General features: G+C 37.5%; 24 protein-coding genes and 4 pseudogenes. 10 read left to right on the top strand and 18 right to left on the bottom strand.

The annotated features are described in order from the left end of the window. Positions 1-127 precede the first annotated feature (127 nt). Positions 128-934, top strand: coding sequence for a sugar-phosphatase (yidA, locus tag NSQ79_RS05515; RefSeq protein WP_004182607.1), 807 nt, complete (start codon positions 128-130; stop codon positions 932-934). Further along, positions 934-2148, top strand: coding sequence for an aminoacyltransferase (locus NSQ79_RS05520; protein ID WP_339313323.1), 1215 nt, complete (start codon positions 934-936; stop codon positions 2146-2148). Before yidA ends, NSQ79_RS05520 begins: the two co-directional genes overlap by 1 nt. A 101-nt stretch (positions 2149-2249) precedes the next feature. Here the strand turns inward: NSQ79_RS05520 and NSQ79_RS05525 are convergent. The 5 genes and pseudogenes from NSQ79_RS05525 to yycF all read right to left on the bottom strand — a co-directional run. Next, positions 2250-2526: pseudogene (locus NSQ79_RS05525) on the bottom strand (ISL3 family transposase); the annotation flags it as partial. Positions 2527-2697: 171 nt separating this feature from the next. Beyond that, a complete protein-coding gene (locus NSQ79_RS05530; RefSeq protein ID WP_004182609.1) occupies positions 2698-3057 on the bottom strand; it encodes a YbaN family protein in 360 nt (119 codons plus the stop codon). A 58-nt stretch (positions 3058-3115) separates the two neighbouring features. After that, positions 3116-3928 (bottom strand): MBL fold metallo-hydrolase, encoded by an 813-nt coding sequence (locus NSQ79_RS05535; RefSeq protein ID WP_004182610.1) that lies wholly within the window; start codon positions 3926-3928, stop codon positions 3116-3118. A gap of 5 nt (positions 3929-3933) precedes the next feature. After that, positions 3934-5274, bottom strand: a complete 1341-nt coding sequence (gene vicK, locus NSQ79_RS05540) for a cell wall metabolism sensor histidine kinase VicK (protein WP_002885062.1) — start codon at positions 5272-5274, stop codon at positions 3934-3936. After that, positions 5267-5974: a response regulator YycF gene (yycF, locus tag NSQ79_RS05545; protein WP_002884978.1), complete on the bottom strand. Its 708-nt coding sequence runs from the start codon at positions 5972-5974 to the stop codon at positions 5267-5269. The genes vicK and yycF overlap by 8 nt, the downstream gene beginning before the upstream one ends. A 285-nt stretch (positions 5975-6259) precedes the next feature. Between yycF and NSQ79_RS05550 the strand changes: the two genes are divergently transcribed. From NSQ79_RS05550 to NSQ79_RS05585, 8 genes are all read left to right on the top strand, one after another. Continuing rightward, positions 6260-7027: an amino acid ABC transporter ATP-binding protein gene (locus NSQ79_RS05550; RefSeq protein WP_070578559.1), complete on the top strand. Its 768-nt coding sequence runs from the start codon at positions 6260-6262 to the stop codon at positions 7025-7027. A 9-nt stretch (positions 7028-7036) separates the two neighbouring features. Beyond that, positions 7037-7870, top strand: a complete 834-nt coding sequence (locus tag NSQ79_RS05555) for a transporter substrate-binding domain-containing protein (protein WP_004182611.1) — start codon at positions 7037-7039, stop codon at positions 7868-7870. 17 nt (positions 7871-7887) lie between these two features. Beyond that, positions 7888-8586: an amino acid ABC transporter permease gene (locus NSQ79_RS05560; RefSeq protein ID WP_002886251.1), complete on the top strand. Its 699-nt coding sequence runs from the start codon at positions 7888-7890 to the stop codon at positions 8584-8586. A gap of 11 nt (positions 8587-8597) precedes the next feature. Then, the gene (locus NSQ79_RS05565) at positions 8598-9248 is read left to right on the top strand and encodes an amino acid ABC transporter permease (protein ID WP_002886253.1); all 651 of its coding nucleotides are present in this window, start codon (positions 8598-8600) and stop codon (positions 9246-9248) included. 190 nt (positions 9249-9438) lie between these two features. After that, on the top strand, positions 9439-10206 hold the full coding sequence (locus tag NSQ79_RS05570) for an amino acid ABC transporter ATP-binding protein (protein WP_002884172.1): 768 nt from the start codon (positions 9439-9441) through the stop codon (positions 10204-10206). Between the two features lie 11 nt (positions 10207-10217). Further along, positions 10218-11051 (top strand): transporter substrate-binding domain-containing protein, encoded by an 834-nt coding sequence (locus NSQ79_RS05575; protein ID WP_164332335.1) that lies wholly within the window; start codon positions 10218-10220, stop codon positions 11049-11051. Positions 11052-11068: 17 nt separating this feature from the next. Further along, the gene (locus NSQ79_RS05580) at positions 11069-11767 is read left to right on the top strand and encodes an amino acid ABC transporter permease (protein ID WP_045772066.1); all 699 of its coding nucleotides are present in this window, start codon (positions 11069-11071) and stop codon (positions 11765-11767) included. Between the two features lie 11 nt (positions 11768-11778). Beyond that, positions 11779-12429 (top strand): amino acid ABC transporter permease, encoded by a 651-nt coding sequence (locus NSQ79_RS05585; protein WP_002886253.1) that lies wholly within the window; start codon positions 11779-11781, stop codon positions 12427-12429. A 77-nt stretch (positions 12430-12506) separates the two neighbouring features. Here NSQ79_RS05585 and NSQ79_RS05590 read toward each other — a convergent pair whose 3' ends face one another. From NSQ79_RS05590 to metK, 13 genes and pseudogenes are all read right to left on the bottom strand, one after another. Further along, a complete protein-coding gene (locus NSQ79_RS05590) occupies positions 12507-13388 on the bottom strand; it encodes a DNA/RNA non-specific endonuclease (protein WP_175062606.1) in 882 nt (293 codons plus the stop codon). Between the two features lie 61 nt (positions 13389-13449). Then, positions 13450-13638: a DNA-directed RNA polymerase subunit beta gene (locus NSQ79_RS05595; protein WP_003097027.1), complete on the bottom strand. Its 189-nt coding sequence runs from the start codon at positions 13636-13638 to the stop codon at positions 13450-13452. Between the two features lies 1 nt (position 13639). Continuing rightward, positions 13640-14911 carry a UDP-N-acetylglucosamine 1-carboxyvinyltransferase gene (gene murA / locus NSQ79_RS05600; RefSeq protein ID WP_164332337.1) on the bottom strand — a complete coding sequence of 424 codons (1272 nt, stop codon included), beginning with the start codon at positions 14909-14911 and terminating at the stop codon, positions 13640-13642. Positions 14912-14978: 67 nt separating this feature from the next. Continuing rightward, positions 14979-15215, bottom strand: a complete 237-nt coding sequence (locus NSQ79_RS05605; protein ID WP_002890830.1) for a DUF1146 family protein — start codon at positions 15213-15215, stop codon at positions 14979-14981. A 321-nt stretch (positions 15216-15536) separates the two neighbouring features. Further along, a complete protein-coding gene (locus NSQ79_RS05610; protein WP_013990687.1) occupies positions 15537-16640 on the bottom strand; it encodes a glycosyl hydrolase family 8 in 1104 nt (367 codons plus the stop codon). 8 nt (positions 16641-16648) lie between these two features. Next, the gene (locus NSQ79_RS05615) at positions 16649-17959 is read right to left on the bottom strand and encodes a glycosyltransferase (RefSeq protein WP_014633211.1); all 1311 of its coding nucleotides are present in this window, start codon (positions 17957-17959) and stop codon (positions 16649-16651) included. Between the two features lie 144 nt (positions 17960-18103). Next, on the bottom strand, positions 18104-18892 hold the full coding sequence (locus NSQ79_RS05620) for a hypothetical protein (RefSeq protein WP_070578567.1): 789 nt from the start codon (positions 18890-18892) through the stop codon (positions 18104-18106). Between the two features lie 2 nt (positions 18893-18894). Beyond that, entirely contained in the window at positions 18895-20046 is a 1152-nt protein-coding gene (gene wecB, locus NSQ79_RS05625; protein WP_084871399.1) for a UDP-N-acetylglucosamine 2-epimerase (non-hydrolyzing), read from the bottom strand. A gap of 1079 nt (positions 20047-21125) precedes the next feature. Further along, positions 21126-21371: pseudogene (locus tag NSQ79_RS05630) on the bottom strand (IS110 family transposase); the annotation flags it as partial. A 15-nt stretch (positions 21372-21386) separates the two neighbouring features. Then, positions 21387-22157, bottom strand: a pseudogene (locus NSQ79_RS05635) (IS3 family transposase); the annotation flags it as partial. 184 nt (positions 22158-22341) lie between these two features. Further along, positions 22342-22743: pseudogene (gene tnpA, locus NSQ79_RS05640) on the bottom strand (IS200/IS605 family transposase); the annotation flags it as partial. Between the two features lie 105 nt (positions 22744-22848). Beyond that, positions 22849-23835, bottom strand: a complete 987-nt coding sequence (locus tag NSQ79_RS05645) for an IS30 family transposase (RefSeq protein WP_339313329.1) — start codon at positions 23833-23835, stop codon at positions 22849-22851. A gap of 145 nt (positions 23836-23980) precedes the next feature. After that, positions 23981-25174 carry a methionine adenosyltransferase gene (metK, locus tag NSQ79_RS05650; protein ID WP_013990694.1) on the bottom strand — a complete coding sequence of 398 codons (1194 nt, stop codon included), beginning with the start codon at positions 25172-25174 and terminating at the stop codon, positions 23981-23983. Between the last annotated feature and the right edge of the window lie 216 nt (positions 25175-25390).

Genomic DNA, 25390 nt, shown 5'->3' on the forward strand with positions numbered 1-25390 from the left:
GGGCAATTCTTACCTAATCTACTTCTTTAAAGTAGGCAATATGTTTTTTCTCATGACAAACTATGACAAATCATTTAAATTTTAGTAGAATAGAAGAGAAATTAACTAAACGAAACAGGTAATTATTATGTCTATTAAACTTATTGCTGTTGATATTGATGGAACGCTTTTAAATAGCCAACGTCAAGTTACACCTGAAGTCTTTCAAGCGATTCAAGATGCTAAAGCTGCCGGTGTAAAGGTTGTCATCGCGACTGGTCGTCCCATTCCTGGAGTACTTCCACTTCTTGAAGAACTCAACCTCAACCAAGACGGAGATTATGTTATCACCTTCAATGGTGGTCTTGTCCAAGAAACTTCTACTGGTAATGAATTAATTCGTGAGACACTCTCATACGAAGACTACCTTGATATTGAGGTTTTGGCTAACAAGCTTGGTGTTCATTCTCACGCCATTACTAAAGATGGTATCTACACAAGTAATCGCAACATTGGACGCTACACGGTTCATGAGTCTACCCTTGTTCATATGCCGATTTACTATCGTACACCTGAGGAGGTAGCTGACAAGGAATTCGTTAAAGCCATGTATATTGATGAACCTGAAATTCTTGATGTAGCCATTGCCAAACTTCCACAGGAATTTTATGACCGCTTTACCATTGTAAAATCAACACCATTTTATCTAGAAATTCTTAAGAAAACAGCCAACAAAGGGATTGCTGTAACCCATCTTGCTGAAAAACTCGGTCTTTCGAAAGAAGAAACTATGGCTATCGGTGATGAAGAAAATGATCGTGCTATGCTTGAAGTCGTTGGCTCTCCTGTTGTTATGGAAAATGGTAATCCAGAATTGAAGAAAATTGCGAAACACATCACAAAATCAAATGATGAATCTGGTGTTGCTTACGCTATTAGAAAGTGGGTATTGTAATGTATAGTTATAAAATTGGAATTTCTGCTGAAGAACATGATCACTTTGTAAAAAACAGTGACCAAGTTAATCTTTTACAGAGCAGTAATTGGGCTAAAATTAAGGACAATTGGAATAATGAGCGAATCGGATTTTATAAAGATGGCAGACTAGTAGCAACTGCATCTATTCTAATACGTAGGCTTCCTCTAGGTCTGACTATGCTCTACATTCCGCGTGGTCCAATAATGAACTACTCTAATATAGAATTAGTGACTTTTGTTATTGATTCTCTTAAAAAAATTGCAAAAACAAAACGTGCACTTTTTATTAAATTTGACCCATCCCTTATTCTCAAATCTTACCTCATTTGTGAGAATGTTGAAGAAAATATTAATACACTAAAAACAATAGAAATCTTACAAAAATGTGGTGCCGAATGGACAGGTCGGACCCAAAACATTTCCCAGAGTATTCAACCACGCTATCAGGCTAATGTTTATACAAAGGAGAATATTATTAATACTTTTCCTAAACACACAAAGCGTTTAATAAAAGATTCTGATAAACGTGGTGTTCAAACTTATCGAGGAACAATTGATGATCTCAAAGCATTCTCTAATGTTATTGCACTTACCGAATCTCGTAAAGGGGTTTCCCTCCGAAATGAGGAATATTTCAGAAAGTTAATGAAAATATATGGTAATGATGCTTATCTTCATCTAGCAAAAGTTAATCTACCCAAGCGTTTGGAGCAGTACAAAGCTCAGTTAATTGAAATTCAAGATAACCTTTCTGAAACTTCAGATAATCAAAAGAAACGTTTGAAAAAATTGAAACAGCAAGAGACATCTATAAAAAAATATATCACTGAGCTCGAAGATTATGTAAAAGATTATGATAAGGAACTAGTTATTGCAGGTATTTTATCAATAAAATTTGGTAATACAATGGAAATGCTCTATGCTGGGATGAATGAAGATTTTAAGAAGTTCTATCCACAGTATAAGCTATATCCTAGAGTTTTTGAAGATGCATATAATGACAACATTATATGGGCCAATATGGGAGGAGTTGAGGGTAGTCTTGATGACGGTCTAACAAAATTTAAGTCTAACTTTGCCCCTCATATTGAGGAATTTATCGGTGAATTTAATATTCCTGTAAATAAAGTATTATATAGAGTTTCAAATTTTGTATACGAACTTCGCAAAAAACTCCGAAACAAACATTAAAAACATTGGCAAAATTATTTCATCATTTTGCCAAAGAGCCATTTTCTGTCTAACTTTTTTAAGGGTAGATCATCTTGCGGGTGGTTTGCTCTTCAACTGAATGTCTCTGCTACAGTTACTCTCTTACATCCTTTACACTGGGAACAGCGTTCCTTAAGACGTAGTAGTGTTGGAGTCCCAACTTGTTCGAGAAGAGTTTAGGAAGGGCTTTGAAAGTCATATTTTCTCATCTTTCCTTGGTAATGATAATAAAGTGGTGCAAGGCAATTAAGTTTTGCACGAATCTCGATGTGAGTATCAGTTTCAAAAACAAGAGAAATAATGATGTTAGGTTCTTTAAATTCCGATTAATTCTGTAGTATTCTTAATAAGTCTCATAAGTTCCTCCTAATGATGGTTTGGTCGCTTTTCATTATAGTTCTTATGGGACTTTTTGTGTACACTCAAAAAGCACTATAATCTCTGCAATAGTTCAACACACTACAGAAATTATAGTGCTAATTAATTTTTGTATCTTCCATCTTGGAAGTCTCATTTTTTGATGATAGCTTAGTCTTTATCAGGAATAACCTTAAAGAGATAATAAGTGATAAAGACTGTCAGGCAAAAGAGCCCAATTTTCACCCAAATAATTGGAGCAAAAAAGATTGAAATTCCCATCAGAACATAGATTTGGATAATAATTTTTTTCTTTCGTTCCTTGGCAATCGATTTGTTTTCTCGAAAATCGGCTACATAACTTTGATACAGCTTAGTATGATATAACCATTTCTCAAAACGTTTAGAACTTCTAGCAAAGCAAGCAATGGCTAAAAGTAGAAAAGGTGTTGTGGGTAAGATAGGGAGGGGAATCCCAAGAATTCCCAAACCGAGCGAGACAAACCCTAACGAGAGATAAATTACTTTCATAAATACATTCCTTTTAAAAAGCTGCACTAAACGTATTAGTGCAGCTCTTCTGCTATTTTTAAATGTCTGTCAGTGGAGTCGCTGTGTCTGGTGAGGTATCATAAACTTTAAAGTCAGTTCCAACACCAAAGTCAGCACGTGCCAACTGATTTTCCATCGTCATGTGGGCCAACTCCTTGATATTATTTTCTTTGGAAAGGTGACCCAAGTAGATCTTTTTAGTTTTATTACCAATGGTACGAATCATAGCATCCGCTCCATCTTCATTACACAAATGACCTTGATCAGAGAGGATACGTTGCTTGGTCGACCAAGGATATGAACCTGCTCTAAGGATTTCAACATCATGATTGGACTCAATCAGATAGCCATCGGCATTTTCAATAATACCTGCCATACGATCAGAAACATAACCCGTATCCGTCAACATGACAAAACTCTTTCCATCTTTCATAAAGCGATAGAACTGTGGATCAATAGCATCGTGACTAACTCCAAAAGACTCAATATCAAGGTCTCCAAAGGTCAGAAGCTTATCACGAGAAAAAACATGTTTCTGGCTATTATCAATCTTGCCAAGCATATTTTTACTATCCATAATCTGCCAGGTGTTCTCGTTGGCGTAGATATCCATGCCATATTTACGAGCTAAAACGCCTACACCATGGATGTGATCCTTGTGTTCATGCGTTACTAAGATTGCATCCAAATCACTCGGATCACGATCAATCTCAGCTAGCAAACTTGTGATTTTCTTACCAGACAAACCAGCATCTACAAGAATCTTCTTCTCTGGAGTTTCCAAGTAAAAGGAATTACCAGTTGACCCTGAAGCCAAAATACTATATTTAAACCCTAAATCTGAGGTCATTTCTATTACATCTCCCATTCATCAACCATCATGGCATCCTTGTCATATGGAAGCACAATTGTAAAAGTTGAACCCTTACCATACTCACTTTTAGCCCAAATAAAGCCCTTATGTTGTTTAATAATTTCTTTTGCAATGGACAAGCCTAGACCAGTTCCACCTTGGGCACGACTTCTGGCCTTATCAACACGGTAAAAACGGTCGAAAATCAAAGGCAAATCTTTCTTAGGAATACCCAAACCTTGGTCAGAAATAGAAACAATCAACTGTGAGTCAGTTGTCTTCATAGACACTGTAATCTTACCACCATCAGGCGAATACTTGATGGCATTGTTAAGAATATTATCCACGACCTGGGTCATCTTATCTGTATCAATCTCTACCCAAATTGAGTTTACTGGGTAATCTCGAATGATTTCGTAAGTTTTACCTGTATTGGTTTCTTGACTTTTAATCTGATCAAAACGATTCAAGATATAAGTCATGAAGGCCGTGAAATTGGTCATCTCAACGTCAAGTTGGGTACTCTTATTGTCAATACGTGACAGTGCCAAGAGGTCAGAAATCATTCGCATCATACGATTGGTCTCATCCAAAGAAACTTTGATAAAGTTAGGAGCAATCTCTTCGTCGAGAGCACCATCATCAAGTGCCTCCAGATAGGATTTTACAGAAGTCAAAGGTGTACGCAACTCATGACTAACGTTTGAGACGAAGAGTCGACGTTCACGCTCTTCTTTTTCTTGCTCAGTGGCATCGTGAAGAACGGCAACCAGACCTGAGATAAAACCTGATTCTTTACGAATAAGGGCAAAATTAACACGTAAGGTCACAAACTCATCATTGGCATCTCGACGTGACAAATGAATTTCAGGTGTCTTAGAGAGCAATTCACTATAAGTATAGGGATTTTCGCCATCTAATAAATCTAAAATGGACATCTGTGTCGCTGTTTCATAATCTAGATTCAACAAACGCTGAGCTGTGCTATTAATCATGGTAATTTGACCACGACGATTTGTCGCAATAACCCCATCACTCATGTAAGAAAGGACTGATGATAAGCGGTTTTTTTCCTGGGCTAGATTTTCATGCGTCAAACGAAAGACATCCGATAAATCATTCAAGCTGTCAGCTAGCTCTAAAAGCTCTGGATCACCCTTTAAGCGTAACTCCTCGTTATAGTTACCTGCCATTAAGGACTTGACCCTCTTGGTCAACTTTCGAATATTTTTGACTCGTCGATAATCACGATATGCAAGAAAAATAAAGTAGAAAGCCACAAAGAGGAGCGTAAAGAGTAAGGCTAGTTCAAAGCTTGTGATGTTTAAGCCAATACTAGTCATAATTCTTCATATAATAACCAACACCACGTCGCGTCAAAATATATTCAGGACGACTAGGTGTATCTTCAATTTTTTCACGGAGACGACGAATGGTTACGTCAACCGTACGAACATCACCAAAATAGTCATAGCCCCAAACAGTTTCAAGCAAATGCTCACGCGTCATCACTTGTCCCATATGAGTTGCCAAATGGAAAAGCAACTCAAATTCACGGTGTGTGAGCTCAACTTCATTTCCACGTTTTTTAGCAACAAACGCATCTGGAACAATAATCAACTCACCAATTGAAATCTCCTGCTTGCCAGAGTTAGAGCTTTCTTCTGCTGCTGTTTCAATAGTCTCTGTACGACGCAAGTGAGCTTTGATACGTGCCAACAATTCACGATTAGAAAATGGTTTCGTCACATAGTCGTCTGCCCCAATTTCTAGCCCGATAACCTTATCGAACTCGCTATCCTTAGCGGAAAGCATGATAATTGGTGTGTGACTTGTCTTTCGAATTTCCTTAGCAACTTCTAAGCCATCTAGTTCAGGCAACATCAAGTCCAGGATGACCAAGTCTGGCTTTTCAGCCTCAAACTGCTCCAAAGCTTCACGACCATCAAAGGCTGTAACCACCTCATAACCCTCTTTAGTCAGATTAAACTTGATGATATCCGAGATTGGTCTTTCATCATCAACTACTAGAATTTTTTTCATATAAACACCTCATCGGTTTTCTTAAGTCATTCAATTTTGTAAAGTAGAAAACTTTACGTATCAAACATATTATACCAAAAAATAGGTTTAGGACCAAGTTTCTACTATAGATATTAAGCTGATATACAAGCTTTCCTTCTTTTTTGAGATACCTTTGCTATGTGTAATCGGTTAAAAGGCGAACATTATGATTGAATTTTCAAACATTTTTGACATTTTCCTATATCTATAGTAAAATACACTCTTGTTGTTACATATATTAATGTAAAATTTTAGGAGGCTCTTATGGCACTTATTGAATTTAAAAATGTCAATAAATATTACGGAGATTATCATGCACTTCGTGACATCAATCTAGAAATTGAAAAAGGACAAGTTGTGGTTCTCTTGGGACCTTCTGGGTCTGGGAAATCTACCCTTATCCGTACAATCAATGCCTTGGAATCCATCGATAACGGTACGCTTATCGTTAACGGACATAATGTGACGGAAGCTTCTGCCAAAGACTTGGTAGAATTGCGTAAGGAAGCGGGGATGGTATTCCAGCACTTTAACCTCTACCCGCATAAAACCGTTCTTGAAAATGTAACCTTGGCACCAATCAAGGTTCTTGGAATCAGTAAGGCAAACGCCGAAAAGACTGCTGAAAAATTCCTTCGCTACGTTAACATGTGGGACAAGAAGGATTCATACCCTGGTATGCTTTCTGGTGGGCAAAAACAACGTATCGCTATTGCCCGTGGTCTTGCCATGAATCCTGAGCTCTTGCTCTTTGACGAACCAACGTCAGCCCTTGACCCAGAGACTATCGGTGACGTGCTTGCGGTTATGCAAAACCTTGCCAAAGGTGGCATGAACATGGTTGTCGTAACCCACGAAATGGGCTTTGCCCGCAGTGTGGCTGACCGTATCATTTTCATGGCTGAAGGTCAAGTTCTTGTAGACACTACGGATGTGGATGGTTTCTTCGACAATCCAACTGAACCTCGTGCAGTTCAATTCCTTTCTAAGATTATCGACCACAACTCTGATCGTGTCCAAGTGGACGCCTAAGGAGGACTTATGTTAATCAAGAAACTTAGTCGCATTTTAGCTATCTCTGTTATAGCTTTTCTAGCAGTTCTCCTCTGGAACACCAAAAGTAGTAAGGCAGATGAAAGCAGTAAACTACTCAATAGTGCTGCAATTCAAAAGATTGTCAAAAAAGGGACTCTAAACGTTGGTGTCAAACAGGATGTCCCAAACTTTGGTTACTACTCAGCCAAAACCAATACCTATCAAGGGATGGAAATTGACCTCGCTAAGAAAATTGCCAAAGAACTTAAGGTTAAGGTGAATTTTATAGCGGTTACTCCACAAACTCGTGAAGCCCTTATGGATAACGGGACTATTGACATGCTTATCGCCACTTATACCATTACAGATGAGCGTAAGGCTTCATATGCCATGTCAACTCCTTACTACTACGACCAAATCGGTTTCCTCGTTCAAACCAAATCTGGCTATAAGAAACTTTCTGACCTAAACGGTAAAACTATTGGAGTGTCTCAAGGGTCATCTGCCAAAGCTGCTGTTGAAGAGTACGCTTCAGCTAATAACCTTAAGTTTGACTACGTTCAACTTGGATCTTATCCTGAGTTAGCCGTATCACTCTATGCTTACCGTATTGACGCCTTTGCTGGTGATAAATCAATCTTGTCAGGTTACGAAAGTGATAAAACCAAGATTCTTGATGAAGGTTTCAAAACACAAGAGTACGGTATCGCTTCAAGCAAGTCTAACCAAGAGTTGATTGATTATACCAACGATTTGATTGCTAAATGGCAAAAAGATGGTAGCCTTCAAAAACTCTACGATAAGTATCACTTGAAACCAGCTAAGGCTGAAGATAAATAGAAAGGAGTCCTGAATTTATGTATCTTTTAACTGAAACGGCTAGTCCTTTCGCTCTTGAACGTTGGGCTGCTTTCTTCGCTAACTTTGGGCAATTTGCCAAAGGTTTCTTCTATACCCTTGGTATTTCAATTGGTGCCTTGATTGTAGCCCTTCTTCTTGGGCTCATCTTTGGGGCTATGAGTTCGACTCATAACAAGGTCCTTCGTGGCATCTCACGTGTTTATGTCGAAATCTTCCAGAATACACCCTTGCTCGTACAATTCGTGGTTGTCTTCTATGGGATTTCAATCTTGACTGATGGTCATGTCATGATTCCAATTTCATTGACGGCTATCCTTTGTGTAGGGGTCTACACAGGAGCCTATATCTCTGAAATTATTCGTACAGGTATCGAGGCGGTTCCTAAAGGTCAAACCGAAGCGGCTTTATCTCAAGGTTTCACCTACGCTGATACCATGCGTATCATCATCTTGCCTCAAGCCGTGCGTACTATCTTGCCACCATTGACCAACCAAGTGGTTAACTTGATTAAGAATACTTCAACAGTTGCCATTATCTCTGGGGCAGATATCATGTTCACTGCTAAGGCCTGGGCTTATGATACCACTAACTATGTGCCGGCCTTTGCTGGGGCTGCCTTCCTCTACTTTATTATGTGTTTCCCTCTTGCTACTTGGGCACGTCGTAAAGAAGAAGAGAATAAGAAAGCTTACTAAGGAGATCCACTATGTCAGAAGTTTTATCAGCTACTAACCTTAAATTCTTGGCACAAGGGATGTGGACGACTCTTTACTTGTCTTTCTTCATCATCGTGCTATCTACCCTGTTCGGTACTATTCTGGCGGTGATGCGTAACGGAAAGAATCCTATTCTTCGTTGGATTGCTTCTATCTACGTTGAGTTCGTCCGTAACGTTCCTAACTTGCTTTGGATTTTCATCATCTTCTTGGTCTTCCAACTCAAGTCAACTGCGGCAGGGATTACCTCTTTCACGGTCTTTACTTCAGCTGCCTTGGCGGAAATCATTCGTGGGGGACTGAACTCTATCGACCATGGTCAAACGGAAGCAGGTTTGTCTCAAGGATTTAACAACAAACAAATCTTTATTTACATCATCTTCCCACAAGCTATTCGTAAGATGTTGCCATCTATCATTTCTCAATTCGTAACAGTTATCAAGGATACTTCTTTCCTTTACTCTGTTATCGCCTTACAAGAATTGTTTGGTAAGAGTCAGATTTTGATGGGTGGTTACTACGAACCAAGCCAAATCTTTACCTTATACGGTATTGTGGCTTTAGCTTATTTCGTGGTTAACTTTGCTATTTCTAGCTACTCTCGCTACCTCTCTAAACAATGGGAGCAGGCTAGTGAATAAAACAGCAAAAAACTCACCTGTGGGTGGGTTTTTGTTTTTCTCATATTTATATCAAAAAATGATTAATTATTTAGTAAAAACCGAACGTTTTGAAAGAATATTCGGAATTTTTTGACTTTCGACTTTACTTATGCTAAAATTCAATATATGTTAGAAAAGCTAACAAGTAAATCCATTATAGGAGGCTCTTATGGCACTTATTGAATTTAAAAATGTTAATAAATATTACGGAGACTATCATGCACTTCGTGACATCAATCTAGAAATTGAAAAAGGACAAGTTGTGGTTCTCTTGGGACCTTCTGGGTCTGGGAAATCTACCCTTATCCGTACAATCAACGCCTTGGAATCAATCGATAACGGTACGCTTATCGTTAACGGACATAATGTGACGGAAGCTTCTGCCAAAGATTTGGTTGAGCTTCGTAAGGAAGCGGGGATGGTTTTCCAACACTTTAACCTCTACCCTCACAAAACCGTTCTTGAAAATGTAACCTTGGCACCTATCAAGGTTCTTGGCATCAGTAAGGCAGACGCCGAAAAGACTGCTGAAAAATTCCTTCGCTACGTTAACATGTGGGACAAGAAAGATTCATACCCTGGTATGCTTTCTGGTGGACAAAAACAACGTATCGCTATCGCCCGTGGTCTTGCTATGAATCCTGAGCTCTTGCTCTTTGATGAACCAACGTCAGCCCTTGACCCAGAGACTATCGGTGACGTCCTTGCAGTTATGCAAAAGCTTGCCAAAGGTGGCATGAACATGGTTGTCGTAACCCACGAAATGGGCTTTGCCCGCAGTGTGGCTGACCGTATCATTTTCATGGCTGAAGGTCAGGTTCTTGTAGACACTACGGATGTAGATGGATTCTTTGACAATCCAACTGAACCTCGTGCGGTTCAATTCCTTTCTAAGATTATCGATCACAACTCTGATAATGTTCAAGTGGATGCCTAAGGAGGTTGCCTATGATTTTCAAAAAAATCTTACGTTACCTAACTGTTGCAAGCTTGGCAATTCTCACTATTTTTCTTATCACGAGTCACAAGACTAAGGCGGAAGACACTAGTAAGCTTCTTGATAGTAAAGCAGTCCAAAAGATTGTTAAGCGAGGGACACTCAATGTCGGTGTGAAGCAAGACGTTCCTAACTTTGGTTACTATTCTGCTAAGACTAATACCTACGAAGGTATGGAAGTTGATCTTGCTAAGAAGATTGCTGATGAGTTAAAAGTTAAAGTGAATTATATCCCAGTAACGACGCAAACTCGTGAACCACTTATGGATAACGGTACTATCGACTTGCTTATCGCTACCTATACCATCAATGATGAACGTAAGGCTTCTTACGCCATCTCAACTCCTTACTACTATGACCAAATCGGTTTCTTGGTTCTTAAGGATTCAGGGATTAACAAAATCTCAGATTTGAATGGTAAGACTATCGGTGTTTCTCAAGGGGCGTCAACTAAGGCTGCTTTGCAAGAGTACGCTTCAGCTAATAACCTTAAGTTCAACTATGTTCAACTTGGATCTTTCCCAGAATTGGCAGTTTCTCTTTACGCTCACCGTGTAGATGCTTTCTCAGTTGATAAATCTATTCTCTCTGGATATGAAAGTAAGAAAACTAAAACCTTAAAAGAAGGTTTCAAAACACAAGAGTACGGTATTGCTTCAAGCAAGTCTAACCAAGAGTTGATTGATTATACCAACGATTTGATTGCCAAATGGCAAAAAGATGGTAGCCTTCAAAAACTCTACAATAAGTATCACTTGAAACCAGCTAAGGCTGAAGATAAATAGAAAGGAGTCCTGAATTTATGTATCTTTTAACTGAAACGGCTAGTCCTTTCGCTCTTGAACGTTGGGCTGCTTTCTTCGCTAACTTTGGGCAATTTGCCAAAGGTTTCTTCTATACCCTTGGCATTTCAATTGGTGCCTTGATTGTTGCCCTTCTTCTTGGGCTCATCTTTGGGGCTATGAGCTCTACTCACAACAAGGTCCTTCGTGGCATCTCACGTGTGTATGTTGAAATCTTCCAGAACACACCCTTGCTCGTCCAATTCGTGGTTGTCTTTTATGGGATTTCAATCTTGACCGATGGTCATGTCATGATCCCAATTTCAATGACGGCTATCCTTTGTGTGGGGGTCTACACAGGAGCCTATATCTCTGAAATTATTCGTACAGGTATCGAGGCAGTTCCTAAAGGTCAAACCGAAGCCGCTTTGTCTCAAGGATTCACCTACGCTGATACCATGCGTATCATCATCTTGCCTCAAGCAGTCCGTACTATCTTGCCACCATTGACTAACCAAGTGGTTAACTTGATCAAAAACACTTCTACAGTTGCCATCATCTCTGGGGCAGATATCATGTTCACGGCTAAGGCTTGGGCTTATGATACCACTAACTATGTGCCGGCCTTTGCTGGGGCTGCCTTCCTCTACTTTATCATGTGTTTCCCTCTAGCTACTTGGGCACGTCGTAAAGAAGAAGAGAATAAGAAAGCTTACTAAGGAGGTCCACTATGTCAGAAGTTTTATCAGCTACTAACCTTAAATTCTTGGCACAAGGGATGTGGACGACTCTTTACTTGTCTTTCTTCATCATCGTGCTATCTACCCTGTTCGGAACTATTCTGGCGGTGATGCGTAACGGAAAGAATCCTATCCTTCGTTGGATCGCTTCTATCTACGTTGAGTTCGTCCGTAATGTTCCTAACTTGCTTTGGATTTTCATTATCTTCCTGGTCTTCCAACTCAAATCAACCGCTGCAGGGATTACCTCTTTCACGGTCTTTACTTCTGCTGCCTTGGCAGAAATCATTCGTGGGGGACTGAACTCTATTGACCATGGCCAAACGGAAGCCGGCTTGTCTCAAGGATTTAACAACAAACAAATCTTTATTTACATCATCTTCCCACAAGCTATTCGTAAGATGTTACCATCTATCATTTCTCAATTCGTAACAGTTATCAAGGATACTTCTTTCCTTTACTCTGTTATCGCCTTACAAGAATTGTTTGGTAAGAGTCAGATTTTGATGGGTGGTTACTACGAACCTAGCCAAATCTTTACCTTATACGGAATTGTGGCTTTAGCTTATTTCGTGGTTAACTTTGCCATCTCTAGCTACTCTCGCTACCTCTCTAAACAATGGGAGCAAGCTAGTGAATAAAACAAAAAACTCACCTACGTGTGGGTTTTTGTTTTTCTGGATACTAAAAACGACTCCAATCGGAGTCGTTTGTTTCGTTAATTCACCGTTACTTTCCCTGAATAATAATCTAGGGTAATTCCCTGTTGGACATTTGGCACGAAGACATTGAACTCAAGCGATCCATCAGCTGACTTGGCTTCAAGATGTGAGCCTGATGGAATCAGGTTATCTCCTTCATAAATGAGGGTCACGCGGTAACGGACACGTTTGTTTTTATCCTGAGCTTTTCGTACCAGACTTTCATAATAGTTTTGGCCCGTGGAAGTTTCGCTATTAGCTTGGTTAGCCCAAGCAGTTTGAACAGCAATATTCTCTGGATTTGAAGTCGAGGCATCAAATCCTTTGAGACCACCTACAAGTGCATAGCCCAACAAATGACCTCGGTCTACGGCATGATTATACTCTCCCGAAAGATTGTGAACTTGATGCCATCCAGCTGGTGTCCAAGATGTTGAGCCATTCCCTGTTTCTTGACGATTTTTGTACTGTCTGGTTGCTTTACTTAACAAGGCATTCGCAACTGTAGGAACCGTTTGGCCTTGAACCGTTTTAACTTGGTTATTAGCATAGGGTTGACTAGATACCTTAGCATTAAGATTGGTTTTATTACCGTTAACAATATAAGCCCCTGCCCCATTCCATTCTATGGCGTTTCCTAGTTGACTCTTGACGTAGCTGGTCATCACCGTCTCAGCAAGCTGCTCTTGTGGCGTTGACTGACCACTTGTTGAGCCGTTTGATTTGGCGGAGTTATTGGATTTTCCCGAGACTAGACTAGCTACCTGCTTGATTGGATTGTTAGGTGAGAGCTTATTACTCGTTCCAATGTAACCTAACACTGCAATCAAGACCGCTATTAGTAACGAGACTAGCTGACGTTTCTGTTTATTTGTTAAAGATGTCTTTCTTTTTGCCATTGTTCTCTTTCTTTTATATGAATGTCATGACTAAAGGAGCGGGATTACTTCCCACTCCCTTTTATTTTCCTGTAAATTTAGCAACAATTGCCTGCCAAGTTTCTGGTTTTAAGATGCTTATCGGATCCTTGCCCTCTCCTAAAACAGCATAGCCTATCATCAAACCGATAGCTAGAAAAGCAAGGCCAATCACACACACACTCAAAACAAGTAATAATTGACGAAAAACATAGCCTTTACCAGTTTCCATACTAAGCCTCACTTACACGTGAAATATTTGCTCCTAGTTTAGCTAGTTTCTCATGGAATTGATAGTAACCACGATCCAAGTGTGTTAATTTACCAACAGTCGTTGTTCCTTCAGCCACCATTCCTGTAAGAATAAGTGTTGCCGAAGCTCGAAGGTCAGTAGACATAACTTGAGCACCTTGAAGTGGCAAACCACCGTGAATCATAGCCGTGTCACGAAGAATTTCTGAATGAAGTCCCATACGACGCATTTCTTCCAAGTGTTGGAAGCGATTCTCAAAGACAGTTTCAATCATGGTTGATTCCCCGTTTACCACTGCCATAAGTGCTGTAAATTGAGCTTGCATGTCAGTTGGGAAACCTGGGTGAGGTAGAGTTTTAACGGTTACTGGTTTCAATTGAGAAACATCAGATTTAACACGAATGCCACCTTCTTCTTCCTTAACATCGACACCCATTTCCAATAATTTTGAAATCAAAGGACGGTTATGTTCCCAGATAGCATCTTTGATGAGGACATCTCCAGAAGTCATGGCTGCTGCTACCATAAAGGTACCTGCTTCAATACGGTCCTGAACAACTGCATGTTTAGTACCATGGAGAGCTTTAACACCTTTAATCACGAGCGTTTCAGTTCCAGCACCTTTGACGTCTGCTCCCATCTCGTTAAGAAGGAGGGCCAAGTCAACAATTTCTGGTTCACGCGCAGCATTTTCAATGGTTGTAACACCATCAGCCAAAGTTGCTGCCATCATAAGGTTTTGAGTGGCACCAACAGATGGGAAGTCCATATAAATGGTTGCACCTTTAAGGTTTTCTGCTGTCGCCGTAATGTCACCACCAACTTGGGTAATTTTAGCACCCATTGCTTCTAAACCTTTGAGGTGGAGGTCGATTGGACGACTACCAATCGTACAACCGCCAGGCATTGAGACCTTAGCGTGACCATTACGGGCAAGAATAGGTCCAAGAACTACGATTGACGCACGCATCTTGCTAACATACTCATACGGTGCCTGATCGAGAATTTCTCCACTAGCATCAACGACAACGGTATTGTTTTCCTCGTCAAAGTCTACAGCAATATCTAAACCACGAACAACATTATTCATCGTGTAAACATCTGACAAGATTGGAACATTAGTTAAGGTTGTTTGACCTTCCGAGGCCAAGATAGTCGCCGCCAACAAAGGAAGGACAGCGTTTTTAGCACCTTCAATGACAACCTCACCACTTAATCGAGTGTTGCCACCCTGCACAATAATTTTATCCATAAGGATTCCTTTCAAGGGTCATTTTCATCTTTTTGTATTATATCAAAAGTCTTTTAAAATCACTAATTTAAGAAATCGAGCTGGCCATATTCTGTCCAAAAGCTAAAACCGACAGAATAAAGGAACTGATAAGGTAGCCTAAGGCAATACTGATAAAGAGCAAAAAGAGTTTCAATTTTCCAGTATTTTCAATCGGATTTTTGATAATCTTCGCCCAATCAAAGAGGCTAATCAGCATATGGTAGCTCAATCCTATAAATACAAGGTGACTCGCCAAAGTGACGAATTGATTAATAATAGTCATGGTACTATTATACCATAGAAAGCTAAGCTAAAACATAAAAAGAGGGTGAGACAGTTCTAAACATTTATCATATACAATCAAAAAACTTCCCTTAATATCTGTTTCTAGAGAACAGCTTTAGGGAAGTTTCTAAGTTATTCGTGATTAATAACTACTTTGTAATTTTTCTTAATACTCTAGCTATTTAAAAGACTTTTATCAATTAACGTTCTTAAATACTGAAAAAGAATACAATCACCATCTCATATTAATAGCTCAATAGTATACCTTCAAATTTACTTAAAGTATTCTTCTATTCAAACTAAATACTATAATGATAATTTAAAAAAATTCCATGGTAACCAAAGTAATAATTGCAGAATCATAATAATTATTTACTGGTAGGTTCTGCATAAAAACTATTTTATTTTGCTGAACCAATTTCAAATATCCTGAATCTTTATCAGCTGCAAGAGCAATTGGTGCTTTAAAACATGCAGCCTGATGGTCATCTAAAAAATTACCATCTAAATTATAATTAGAAAAAATATTCTTCTGTGTCATGAAGAAATCCAATAGCTTACTGAGGACTCTCTGACTCTTTTCATCGTTACTTTGTGTAAGATTGTATGGAAGACGACAAGCGTTATAAGAATAAGTAGAGTCAAACTGGGAGGAGATAGTATGAGGCTTAACATTACGAACTCCCGATTGGTCAACCCAGATAAAATCTGGAATTAATCCGGTTTCTGTTTGAGAACTAATTGTTTCCAGACTGCTTAACATCTTATCGCTAATACTCAACCATTTTTTATCTTTAGTAACTTCATAAAATGATTGGAATTGCTTTGGTAAAGCATCAGATGTTCTCATTAGATTATAATACTTTGAATCTCTGTTTGCCCAGTTCCCAACAGTTAAGATTCCAGTATTTTCATTATAATTATATTTGAGAATATCCTGCAAGATAGCCTTAGACTGCGTTTGATACTCGTCTTTCTGACTTGGCCACTGTTTTGAGGCTTCAATTAAAGCATAAGCAATATAAAGATCTCCGTCCGTTGCATTGTGTTCGTCAACATTTTTAGAACTCTTTTGAACAATTTGTTCCCAAGACATCAATTGACTTCCTTCAATACGATGAGATAAATAATATTTGTAGAGTCTTTCAAAATCTTGTTGACTCGCTAGACCTTTCTGAGCCGCTCTAACAGTTATTAGCATCCCGTAACTTTGGGACTCCGAGAGTACAATGTCCTTATCTTTATCATTTGTAGTTTTGATATAAGCTTCATTACCATCTTTTACTACGAAGTGTCTCTCCCACTGTTGGTAAATCCTATTACGAATATCTGTCTTGGTTTTAATTCTTACTGAAAACATCAAAAAAACAAATAGACCTAGGGTTACTATAAACCAAAAATATTTAAAGTATTTTATTTTCATATACACTCCTATTCTGCAAAACGTTTAGTTTTAACCCATGTTGTTCCTTCACGATGAAGAACTTTATCCATGATAATAGACCACAACGAATCTAAAGAAACAATAATGAACAACTGTGCGTAACTAAAATAAGAGAGAATCGCTAGCCAAACTTGCTTACTTGTCGCTTGTCCGAATTGCGATGCTAACGCAACATTGATTTGTAATAAATACAAACCAATCATTAATAGCCAATTAAATAACATCAATTGAGCTATGTATATATTACTTGCATCAAATGCAAACGGAATTTGTATAGTAGGAAAGAAAGGATGTAAAATAATAGCTAAAACATTGGCAAAGAAAATTAAATCTGATAAGACAATCGCTCCATTAAACCAGAAGAAAATACAAGAGTAATTAGCAACTTCTAGTTTTACTCGCCAATTTCCTTTACCGAACAAATGTTTAAAATTTGATAAAACAACTTCGTAATTACCTTTGGCCCAACGTTTTCGTTGCATATAGTAACTTTTAAGGGTCTCAGGTTCTTGTTGAAACGCCTCGGAATTATATGCCAATGCAATTAATTTACCACTTTGCATAATCTTGAAGGAAATATCTGTATCTTCTGTTAAAGCACCATTTCTCCAACCACCAATACTTTTTACAAAATCAGTTTGAATAATAAAATTAGTACCTGGAATACGACCTATTTTAAACAAATGCCACATTCCAACATGGTGTACACGTTGCGTTACGACAATTTCTTGATTTATACAACGTGTTAAGAAATTTTGTTTTGCATTTCTTGTTTTATTCCGTCCAAAAGCAGCTACTCTTCTTTCTGGATCTTTTAAAACTTCCTTAACTAAAAAGTAAAGTGCATTCTTTTCAGGCATGGCATCCGCATCATAAATACAAATATAATCACCTTCTGCCATCTTGAGCGCATCATTAAGAACGCCCGCTTTTCCACCAGTTCCTTTGCGGTTAATAATTGTGATATTACGACCTTCATATTCTGGTAATGCCTGAACAGATAAACACTCTTCATAAGTACTATCTGAACAATTGTCCGCAAATAAAAGTAACTCAACTTTGTCATGTGGATAATTCAAATTTAATATAGCTTTGGCAGTCTGTGCAATAACGACATCTTCATTATGTGCTGGAACAACAATAGTAACCTTTGGATAATAAGGCAATGCTTTCTTATCTACTTTAAAATCACTATGCTTTAGCCAAAAATGAACACCAGAAACTAGGATAACTACTCCCCAAATTAAAGAAATCCAAATCGATACTAGCGTAAAAATCATTAAAAATTGACTAACCATGTTCCACCGCCTTGAAATTATGGGAAACACGTTCATAGATAATTGTATACTGGATAAATAAAACTATGAAAGTAATAACAAAAAGAAGACTAATAGATAAAGCAAATACAAAAAACAAATTAGTAATGGTCATAATTTTTCCCCCTAATATTCAACAATTATATCCGTCTCTAGTTGACGATTTAAATTGCTAATTAACTCACTATAATCATCAAATTTTTTTAAATTATTCTTATTAATTTCAAGAAATCCTGTCTGAAATTGAATACTTTGATGATTATTTCCCCAATCGAATGTTATCCCTTTTAACTGTCTTTCAAGACTATTTTTATAAAAATCATTTAAGTTTCTTGAATCATTTTTTGATAAAATTAAGAAACTTCCATCAGCAACATAAAAAATTTTCTCAAAACGATTCAATTGTTTTGAAATTTTAAGATAAATACTAGTAATCAAATGATTATATTCTCGAGGATCCAACTCAAAAAACTGTTCTTCATGAGAGTAATGAATCAAAAGTGCATTAATAAATTTATTTTCATTCAATTTAATTTCTTTTAATACTGCTTGATAAGATTTTCTAGCTTTTCTTTCCTCAATTTGAACAGAAGAAATATATTTATAAAAATAAGACTTAATCTTTGATAAAATTCCAAGCAACAAAGGAAAACTAAAAATAAGTACTAAAGTATCTTGAAGTGATATATAGACAACACCACTAACCAAAATAAAAATACTTAAAGCAAAACTTAAAATTATCATCCAGGTAATCAGAAGTTCAGATAAAAAACATACTGCACCAATACCTAGAACCAGAAGGATAGACTCAAACATAAAGTACTCAGGATTGAATTGATAACAATAAGAAAACAATAAAGCTTCAAAGAAAATCAAAAATAAAATCCAATACCAGACTTTTTTATCTTTTTTCACACCTAATCTCCCCCTTCATGGAACTCTGAAACAGAATCTGCTAAATTAAAGTACACTTTAATAGCTTGAACTATTCTTTCAGCTGCTTTTCCATCACCATAAGGATTGGGAGCTTCAGACATTTCTTTATATAGAGCTTCATCTGTTAAAAGCGACTCCATTGCTTCTTTCACTTTTTTTGTATCTGTCCCGACAAGTTTCAGTGTCCCAGCTTTAACACCTTCTGGACGTTCCGTTGTATCTCGTAATACTAAGACAGGCTTTCCAAGTGAGGGAGCTTCTTCTTGAACGCCACCTGAATCCGACATAATAAAATAACTTCTAGATGCTAAATTATGGAAATCAAAAACATCCAAAGGAGCAATTAGATGAATTCTATCATGGTCACCCAAAACTTCTTTCGCTACTGCTTGTACAGAGGGACTCAAATGAACAGGATAAACTACTTCAATCTCAGGATGGTTATCAACCATTAGTCGAAGAGTTTTGAATACTCGATGCATTGGCTCACCTTGATTTTCTCTACGGTGCATCGTTACTAAAATAATCTTTCTTCTATCATCAATTTTATCTAGAACTTCATGATAATAATTATCTTTAACTGTTAGTTTTAGGGCATCTATCGCTGTATTACCAGTGACATAAATAGCCTCTTTTTTATGATTTTCTGACAATAAATTAGCCTTACTTTCTTGAGTAGGTGCAAAATATAAATCAGAAAAGCTATCAGTCATCTGACGGTTCATTTCCTCTGGATATGGTGAATATTTATCGTATGTTCTAAGTCCAGCCTCAACATGGCCGATACTTACTTTATTATAAAATGCAACTAAGCCGGCAGCAAAAGTTGTTGTTGTATCACCATGAACTAAAACCAAATCAGGTTTTTCTTTTTTTACAACAGGATCAAATTTAGACAAAATTTTAGAAGTAATTTCCTGAAGCGATTGATTTTTCCCCATGATATCCAAATCATAATCAGGAACTATTTCAAAAGTATCCAAAACTTGATCAAGCATCTGACGATGTTGTGCTGTCACCACTGTAATAGTATTAATAGTTTCTTGATGTTTTTTCAACTCAAGAATTAACGGCGCCATTTTTATTGCCTCTGGCCTCGTTCCAAAGACAACCATAATATTTAATTTTCCCATTAAATCCCCCTATAACCTATACAAAATCAATATAATATTGACATATAAAACTTTACATAAACACTTTATTTTTCCAAACAAAATAGATAAAACTATTTATCTTTTAAAAAAAGCACTAAAGGGTATACTCTTATCATTGGTCTTCTTAAGTAAGTTATGTAAAGTAGATAAAGAAAAAAGGTCTCAATAAAAGACAATCATAACTAATAAAATCAAGAAATTAAGACAAAAGAATCCTAAATGTAAAGCATCAAAAGATAGTAATATTAGAAACCATTTTAATCTTTACTTCCCAATTTAAAAAATAGACTATTTGATAAATAAAAAAACTGCAGGACAAAAAACGCTTTGCTAATAAAAGTGCTTTTGAATCCAGCAGTATTGCTAACTTATATATATTTCATAATAACTTCTCCCCATTTTAAAGAGCGTCCCCTTTACTTACGCTCTATCCCTATCTTATAAACTGAAACATCGGAATGACATACCTATCCAACATCATGTAGCAATAAACACAGATAAGTTCCATTTAACCCCCTTCCCCAAAGGGATTAAAGATGACTAACAAGGCTGCTCCAAATTACTAGTACCAATGTTTCATATTCATATAGATGGTATAATTATAGCATGTTATTTTTTTTTTTCAACCTTTTTCAATTTTTTATTATTTTAATTATTTTGTAATTATTTTAAAAGGTATCTCTAATTAACTACTCCTACTTAATATATATTTAAGAGGTATTTATATATCTTACTAAATTTTCAATTAATCAAACATTTATCCTTCAACCTACTTGGTATATAGTCAAAACCACTCGTTCTCTATACTCCCCGCTCCCGAAAAAAGTTAGACAAATAATTTAAGTAAAGGATTTAGTCCTGTATTGCACAGGACTAAGTCCTTTTCTACCATTGTCAAGTATATCAAAGTATTTGCCGAAAAATAGTTTGAGTTCCATAGTCAAACTAAGGAAATTGTCCTTTTTAACTATAATTCAGTGTAAAAAGTGTACACTAAACCAACATCTTATCTGATGATTTTTTTGATAAGGCGTTACAACAATATGGCATAAACAATTTTACCGATTTTGGATAGAAGTATAATCATAAAGTTTGTTATGCGTTATGAGGTAATACATTGTTCTAATGAGACGATGTATAGAGGCAATCGTGTGTGGTTTGGTTGAAGTCACTTGCGATTGTCTTTTCCGTTTCTCATAGAAGTCTGCGATATGACAAAGATTGGTGTGGCTAGCTGAAGCTATGTTATGAATGCACTTAAAGAGAATATTTCTGGTATAGGGATTCCCACGTTTGGTAATATGTCCTTGGCTAGAAAGTTTCAGTTTTATCTTAATACGTTTGTTGTTGTAATAATCAATATGGTCTACAATAGCTTGTTTCAAGTTCGGTGACGTTGAAAGATTATAAGCAATAATTTCACTGTTGAAACCATCTAAAACTGGTGATAAATAAAGCTTTTGAGTGCTTGCTGGGATGGCAAATCCTGTCACGTCCGTATAGCACTTTGCCATTGGTTTTGAAGCTTCAAACTGGGGTTGAATCAAGGTTATCACCTTTCTTACCAATATCTCCTTTGTGAGAAGAATACTTGCGTTTACAGCAAATTCTAGCCATTAAACCAAGTACGCTCATCAACCGCTGCACCTCTTATGATTGACCCCAAAAACACGATTTCGTAATTTAAAAGTCATTCGACGATGGCCGTAATTTCCTTTATGCTCAGTAAAAATAGCTTGAATTTCAGCTTTAACATCATAATCCTTATCGCTTTGATCTAGCTAATTTAAGTGGTAATAATAAGTTGAACGGGCAAGCTTAATAATCTTTAGAAGCATGTCTAAAGAAAACTCAGTTACCAATCCTCGGACAATTTCCGTTTTTCTTCCCTCAATCGGAGTACTCTCATTTTTTAGAACCGCATTTTCTGCTTTAATTCAGGAGAATAGTAACAATTCTTTCCTTTTTTGGCGATTTCTATTCCGTAGCGATCAATCAATTTAATCAGGTACTTAAGATTAGAAATATTTATCCCAAATTGATTTAAAAGTCGCTTAAAGCTTTCCCCCTTGCTTTCTCAGTTCATAGATAAGAACTTTATCCTCATAATTTCATAATAAAAACACCCCAAGAGTTAGATTTTTTCTGTCTAACTTCTGGGGTGCAGGTCATATCACCAGCGGTTTGTTCTTCGACTGAATGTCTATGCTAACGACCAAGGCCTAACAAATTGTTTTCCTTCAGCACTACCTTTGCTAGCTGGTCTTATCGAGACTACTTTCTTTTATTCTTCTCACCCGTAAACGAATCATAATCCTCACAAAGACTGAGCTGCTATCACGTCTTCTTATTATTGATTACGAATATATTCTTCAATTTGCTCCTGATCCCGAACCACCGTATCAACATAAAAAATTTGACACCAAAATTTGCGATTCCCATATTTATACCTGAAATTAGCATATCACTCGAATATTATTAAGCTACTCTTTTTACGTATCCCATAAAAGAGGAAATGCCTAGTTTTGCTGGTATACTGACCTACATATAAGTATGGTTTGGGCAAGAGCCCACTTCGTATATTTCTACACCGTATTGCCAATATAATAAACGTAAGATTCGAGCTATACTTGCTTTGAACTTACCATAAATTATTTGACGTTTATATTGAGATGCAAGGGAACACGATACTCACTATTTCATTAGCAACCTTTTTTGATACATCTCTAAAAACCTTTTAACCCCACCACCAGAGCTATTAGTTTTCTAGAGCTTGAATTGTCAAATTAAGTGCATACTTTCCCCATAGAATACTTCATAAGGTGTTTTCCAGTTAAGACATTTTCGTGGCCTATTATTAAGTTTGTTCTCCCATAGCTGAATAGTCTGATCATCAACCAATGTTAGATCACTACCCTTTGGAAAATATTCTCTAAGTAATCCATTCGTGTTCTCATTGGTTCCTCGTTGCCATGGAGCATGAGGGTCAGGAAAATAGACTTCAATGTTCAATTGATCACTCAATTTCTGATGATAGGTGAATTCTTTCCCTCTATCAGGAGTTACTGTATACTTCGTCAAGGGTTCTAACAGTTTTACCATAGCTTCTATTACCAACTTGCTTTTCTTAACAGCTACCTTTTTGATTTTTAGAAAACGAGAATAACGGTCTGTTAGAGTCACTAAACAAGCTTTTCCAGTTTTACCTGCAACAGTATCGGCTTCCCAATCTCCTATTCTAGTTCGATTATTAGCTTCTTCTGGTCTTTCGTGAATTGTATGAGAAATGGATATTTTCCCTCTATTTTCAACATGACCTTTAGTATGACGTGTTTTCCCACGATGACGAAGTTTACGAATGACACCACGAGCACCATGAGATAATGAGTCATCCTCAAAATGTCCTCGATAAATGGCTCTATAGATTGTTTGATAACTAACAACAGTTTTCCCATACTCTAAGCGCAACCGACCTTCTATTTCTTCAGGAGACCATTGGTAATCGAGAAATAGATGTTTGATGGTATTGCTTAAATTGTGATCTATTTCAAGCATCCGTTTCCGCCCACAGTGTGATTTGGCATTATGGTACGATTCCTGTGCATGATTTGGAGAATAAGCTCCTGATTTTGTATGGCGCTTCCACTCACGACTAATACTAGATGGATGACGATGAAGTAACTTAGCAATTTGAGAAAAATTTAGGCCTTGCGTACGGTAAATGAGAATACTTTCACGCTCGTCTATGGTAAAATGATGGTAGCTCATAAGATTTCCTTTCGTAACTAGTTCGTTCAATTCTATTTTACTAGAAAATCTTATGAGTTTTTATTGTGCACTTATATTGTATATTCAAGAGACAAAAAAACAGAATTTATATTAAAATTCTGTTTTTTGGAACTAATTTTATTCGTTAAGCTTCTACAGCTGCTTTGAGGGCATCTACCTTGTCCAATTTTTCCCATGGAAGATCGACGTCCGTACGTCCCATGTGACCATAGGCCGCTGTTTGACGATAGATAGGACGTTTAAGATCAAGCATTTGAATGATACCTGCTGGACGCAAGTCAAAGAGATCGCGGACAGCAGCTTCAAGTTTGCTTTCAGCAACTGTCGCCGTTCCGAAAGTATCAACACGGACAGACACAGGGTTAGCAACACCGATAGCATAAGCCAATTGTACTTCTGCTTTCTTAGCAAGACCAGCAGCTACGACATTTTTGGCAATGTAGCGAGCTGCATATGAAGCTGAACGGTCAACCTTAGTGGCATCCTTACCAGAGAAGGCACCACCACCATGTCTTGAGTAACCACCATAAGTATCAACAATGATCTTACGACCAGTCAAACCAGAGTCTCCTTGAGGTCCTCCGATAACAAAACGACCTGTTGGGTTGATAAAGAATTTAGTCTCATCATCCAAGTATTCGGCTGGAATAACTGCCTTAATGACTTTTTCAATAACGTCTTGACGAATTTGGTCGTTAGTCGCTTCAGGATCGTGTTGTGTTGAAATAACAACTGTATCAACGCGTACTGGTTGGTCATTCTCATCATACTCAACGGTAACCTGAGATTTAGCATCTGGACGAAGGTATGAAATCTCACCAGATTTACGCAAATCTGCCAATTTTTTAACCAATTTATGTGAGAGGCTAACTGGAAGTGGCATAAACTCTGGAGTTTCGTCAATAGCAAAACCAAACATCAAACCTTGGTCACCAGCTCCGATAAGATCAAGTGGATCTTGATCACCAGTTCCACGAACTTCAAGTGCTTCATTGACACCTTGAGCAATATCTGGAGATTGTTCAATCAATGATGGGTGAACCCCAACAGATTCTGCCGCAAAGCCGTATTCTGCATTGTTATAACCAATTTCAGCGATAGTATCACGAACCACACGGTTAATATCTACATAAGCTGTTGTAGAAACTTCACCGAAAACATGGACAGAACCAGTGTAGACAGCTGTTTCTGCTGCAACGTGTGCATCTGGATCCTCTGCTAAAATCGCATCAAGAATGGCATCTGAAATTTGGTCTGCAATTTTATCTGGATGCCCCTCAGATACTGATTCAGACGTGAAAAGTTTACGTTCTGACATATAAAATGTCCCCCTTTTAATATGAAAAATAGTATTAGACAGCACGGATTTAACCGTCTCCTAATAGGTAAAACGCTATACTCCTAATGGAGCTAGACGCCGTTAAAAAGTTACAAAGAACCAACAGCCAACTCTAGAATGACTGTTGCCTTATCGGGACTTAATAACTACCTTCCATTATATCATGTTTTTTCAGTCTAGTCATATAGTTATTTA

Origin of the sequence: Streptococcus sp. FSL W7-1342 (genome assembly GCF_037966635.1) — a bacterium.
Taxonomy (GTDB): Bacteria; Bacillota; Bacilli; order Lactobacillales; family Streptococcaceae; genus Streptococcus; species Streptococcus salivarius_D.

Bases quoted from the DNA above. Each gene is read 5' to 3' on its own strand.
- vicK (WP_002885062.1), bottom strand. From the start codon at position 5,274: ATGACTAGTATTGGCTTAAACATCACAAGCTTTGAACTAGCCTTACTC.
- yidA (WP_004182607.1), top strand. From the start codon at position 128: ATGTCTATTAAACTTATTGCTGTTGATATTGATGGAACGCTTTTAAAT.
- NSQ79_RS05550 (WP_070578559.1), top strand. From the start codon at position 6,260: ATGGCACTTATTGAATTTAAAAATGTCAATAAATATTACGGAGATTAT.
- NSQ79_RS05595 (WP_003097027.1), bottom strand. From the start codon at position 13,638: ATGGAAACTGGTAAAGGCTATGTTTTTCGTCAATTATTACTTGTTTTG.
- NSQ79_RS05605 (WP_002890830.1), bottom strand. From the start codon at position 15,215: ATGACTATTATTAATCAATTCGTCACTTTGGCGAGTCACCTTGTATTT.
- NSQ79_RS05585 (WP_002886253.1), top strand. From the start codon at position 11,779: ATGTCAGAAGTTTTATCAGCTACTAACCTTAAATTCTTGGCACAAGGG.
- NSQ79_RS05615 (WP_014633211.1), bottom strand. From the start codon at position 17,959: ATGGTTAGTCAATTTTTAATGATTTTTACGCTAGTATCGATTTGGATT.
- NSQ79_RS05535 (WP_004182610.1), bottom strand. From the start codon at position 3,928: ATGACCTCAGATTTAGGGTTTAAATATAGTATTTTGGCTTCAGGGTCA.
- NSQ79_RS05560 (WP_002886251.1), top strand. From the start codon at position 7,888: ATGTATCTTTTAACTGAAACGGCTAGTCCTTTCGCTCTTGAACGTTGG.
- NSQ79_RS05565 (WP_002886253.1), top strand. From the start codon at position 8,598: ATGTCAGAAGTTTTATCAGCTACTAACCTTAAATTCTTGGCACAAGGG.
- NSQ79_RS05530 (WP_004182609.1), bottom strand. From the start codon at position 3,057: ATGAAAGTAATTTATCTCTCGTTAGGGTTTGTCTCGCTCGGTTTGGGA.
- wecB (WP_084871399.1), bottom strand. From the start codon at position 20,046: ATGGGAAAATTAAATATTATGGTTGTCTTTGGAACGAGGCCAGAGGCA.
- NSQ79_RS05590 (WP_175062606.1), bottom strand. From the start codon at position 13,388: ATGGCAAAAAGAAAGACATCTTTAACAAATAAACAGAAACGTCAGCTA.
- NSQ79_RS05555 (WP_004182611.1), top strand. From the start codon at position 7,037: ATGTTAATCAAGAAACTTAGTCGCATTTTAGCTATCTCTGTTATAGCT.
- NSQ79_RS05610 (WP_013990687.1), bottom strand. From the start codon at position 16,640: ATGAAAATAAAATACTTTAAATATTTTTGGTTTATAGTAACCCTAGGT.
- murA (WP_164332337.1), bottom strand. From the start codon at position 14,911: ATGGATAAAATTATTGTGCAGGGTGGCAACACTCGATTAAGTGGTGAG.
- NSQ79_RS05570 (WP_002884172.1), top strand. From the start codon at position 9,439: ATGGCACTTATTGAATTTAAAAATGTTAATAAATATTACGGAGACTAT.
- NSQ79_RS05645 (WP_339313329.1), bottom strand. From the start codon at position 23,835: ATGAGCTACCATCATTTTACCATAGACGAGCGTGAAAGTATTCTCATT.
- yycF (WP_002884978.1), bottom strand. From the start codon at position 5,974: ATGAAAAAAATTCTAGTAGTTGATGATGAAAGACCAATCTCGGATATC.
- metK (WP_013990694.1), bottom strand. From the start codon at position 25,174: ATGTCAGAACGTAAACTTTTCACGTCTGAATCAGTATCTGAGGGGCAT.
- NSQ79_RS05580 (WP_045772066.1), top strand. From the start codon at position 11,069: ATGTATCTTTTAACTGAAACGGCTAGTCCTTTCGCTCTTGAACGTTGG.
- NSQ79_RS05575 (WP_164332335.1), top strand. From the start codon at position 10,218: ATGATTTTCAAAAAAATCTTACGTTACCTAACTGTTGCAAGCTTGGCA.
- NSQ79_RS05520 (WP_339313323.1), top strand. From the start codon at position 934: ATGTATAGTTATAAAATTGGAATTTCTGCTGAAGAACATGATCACTTT.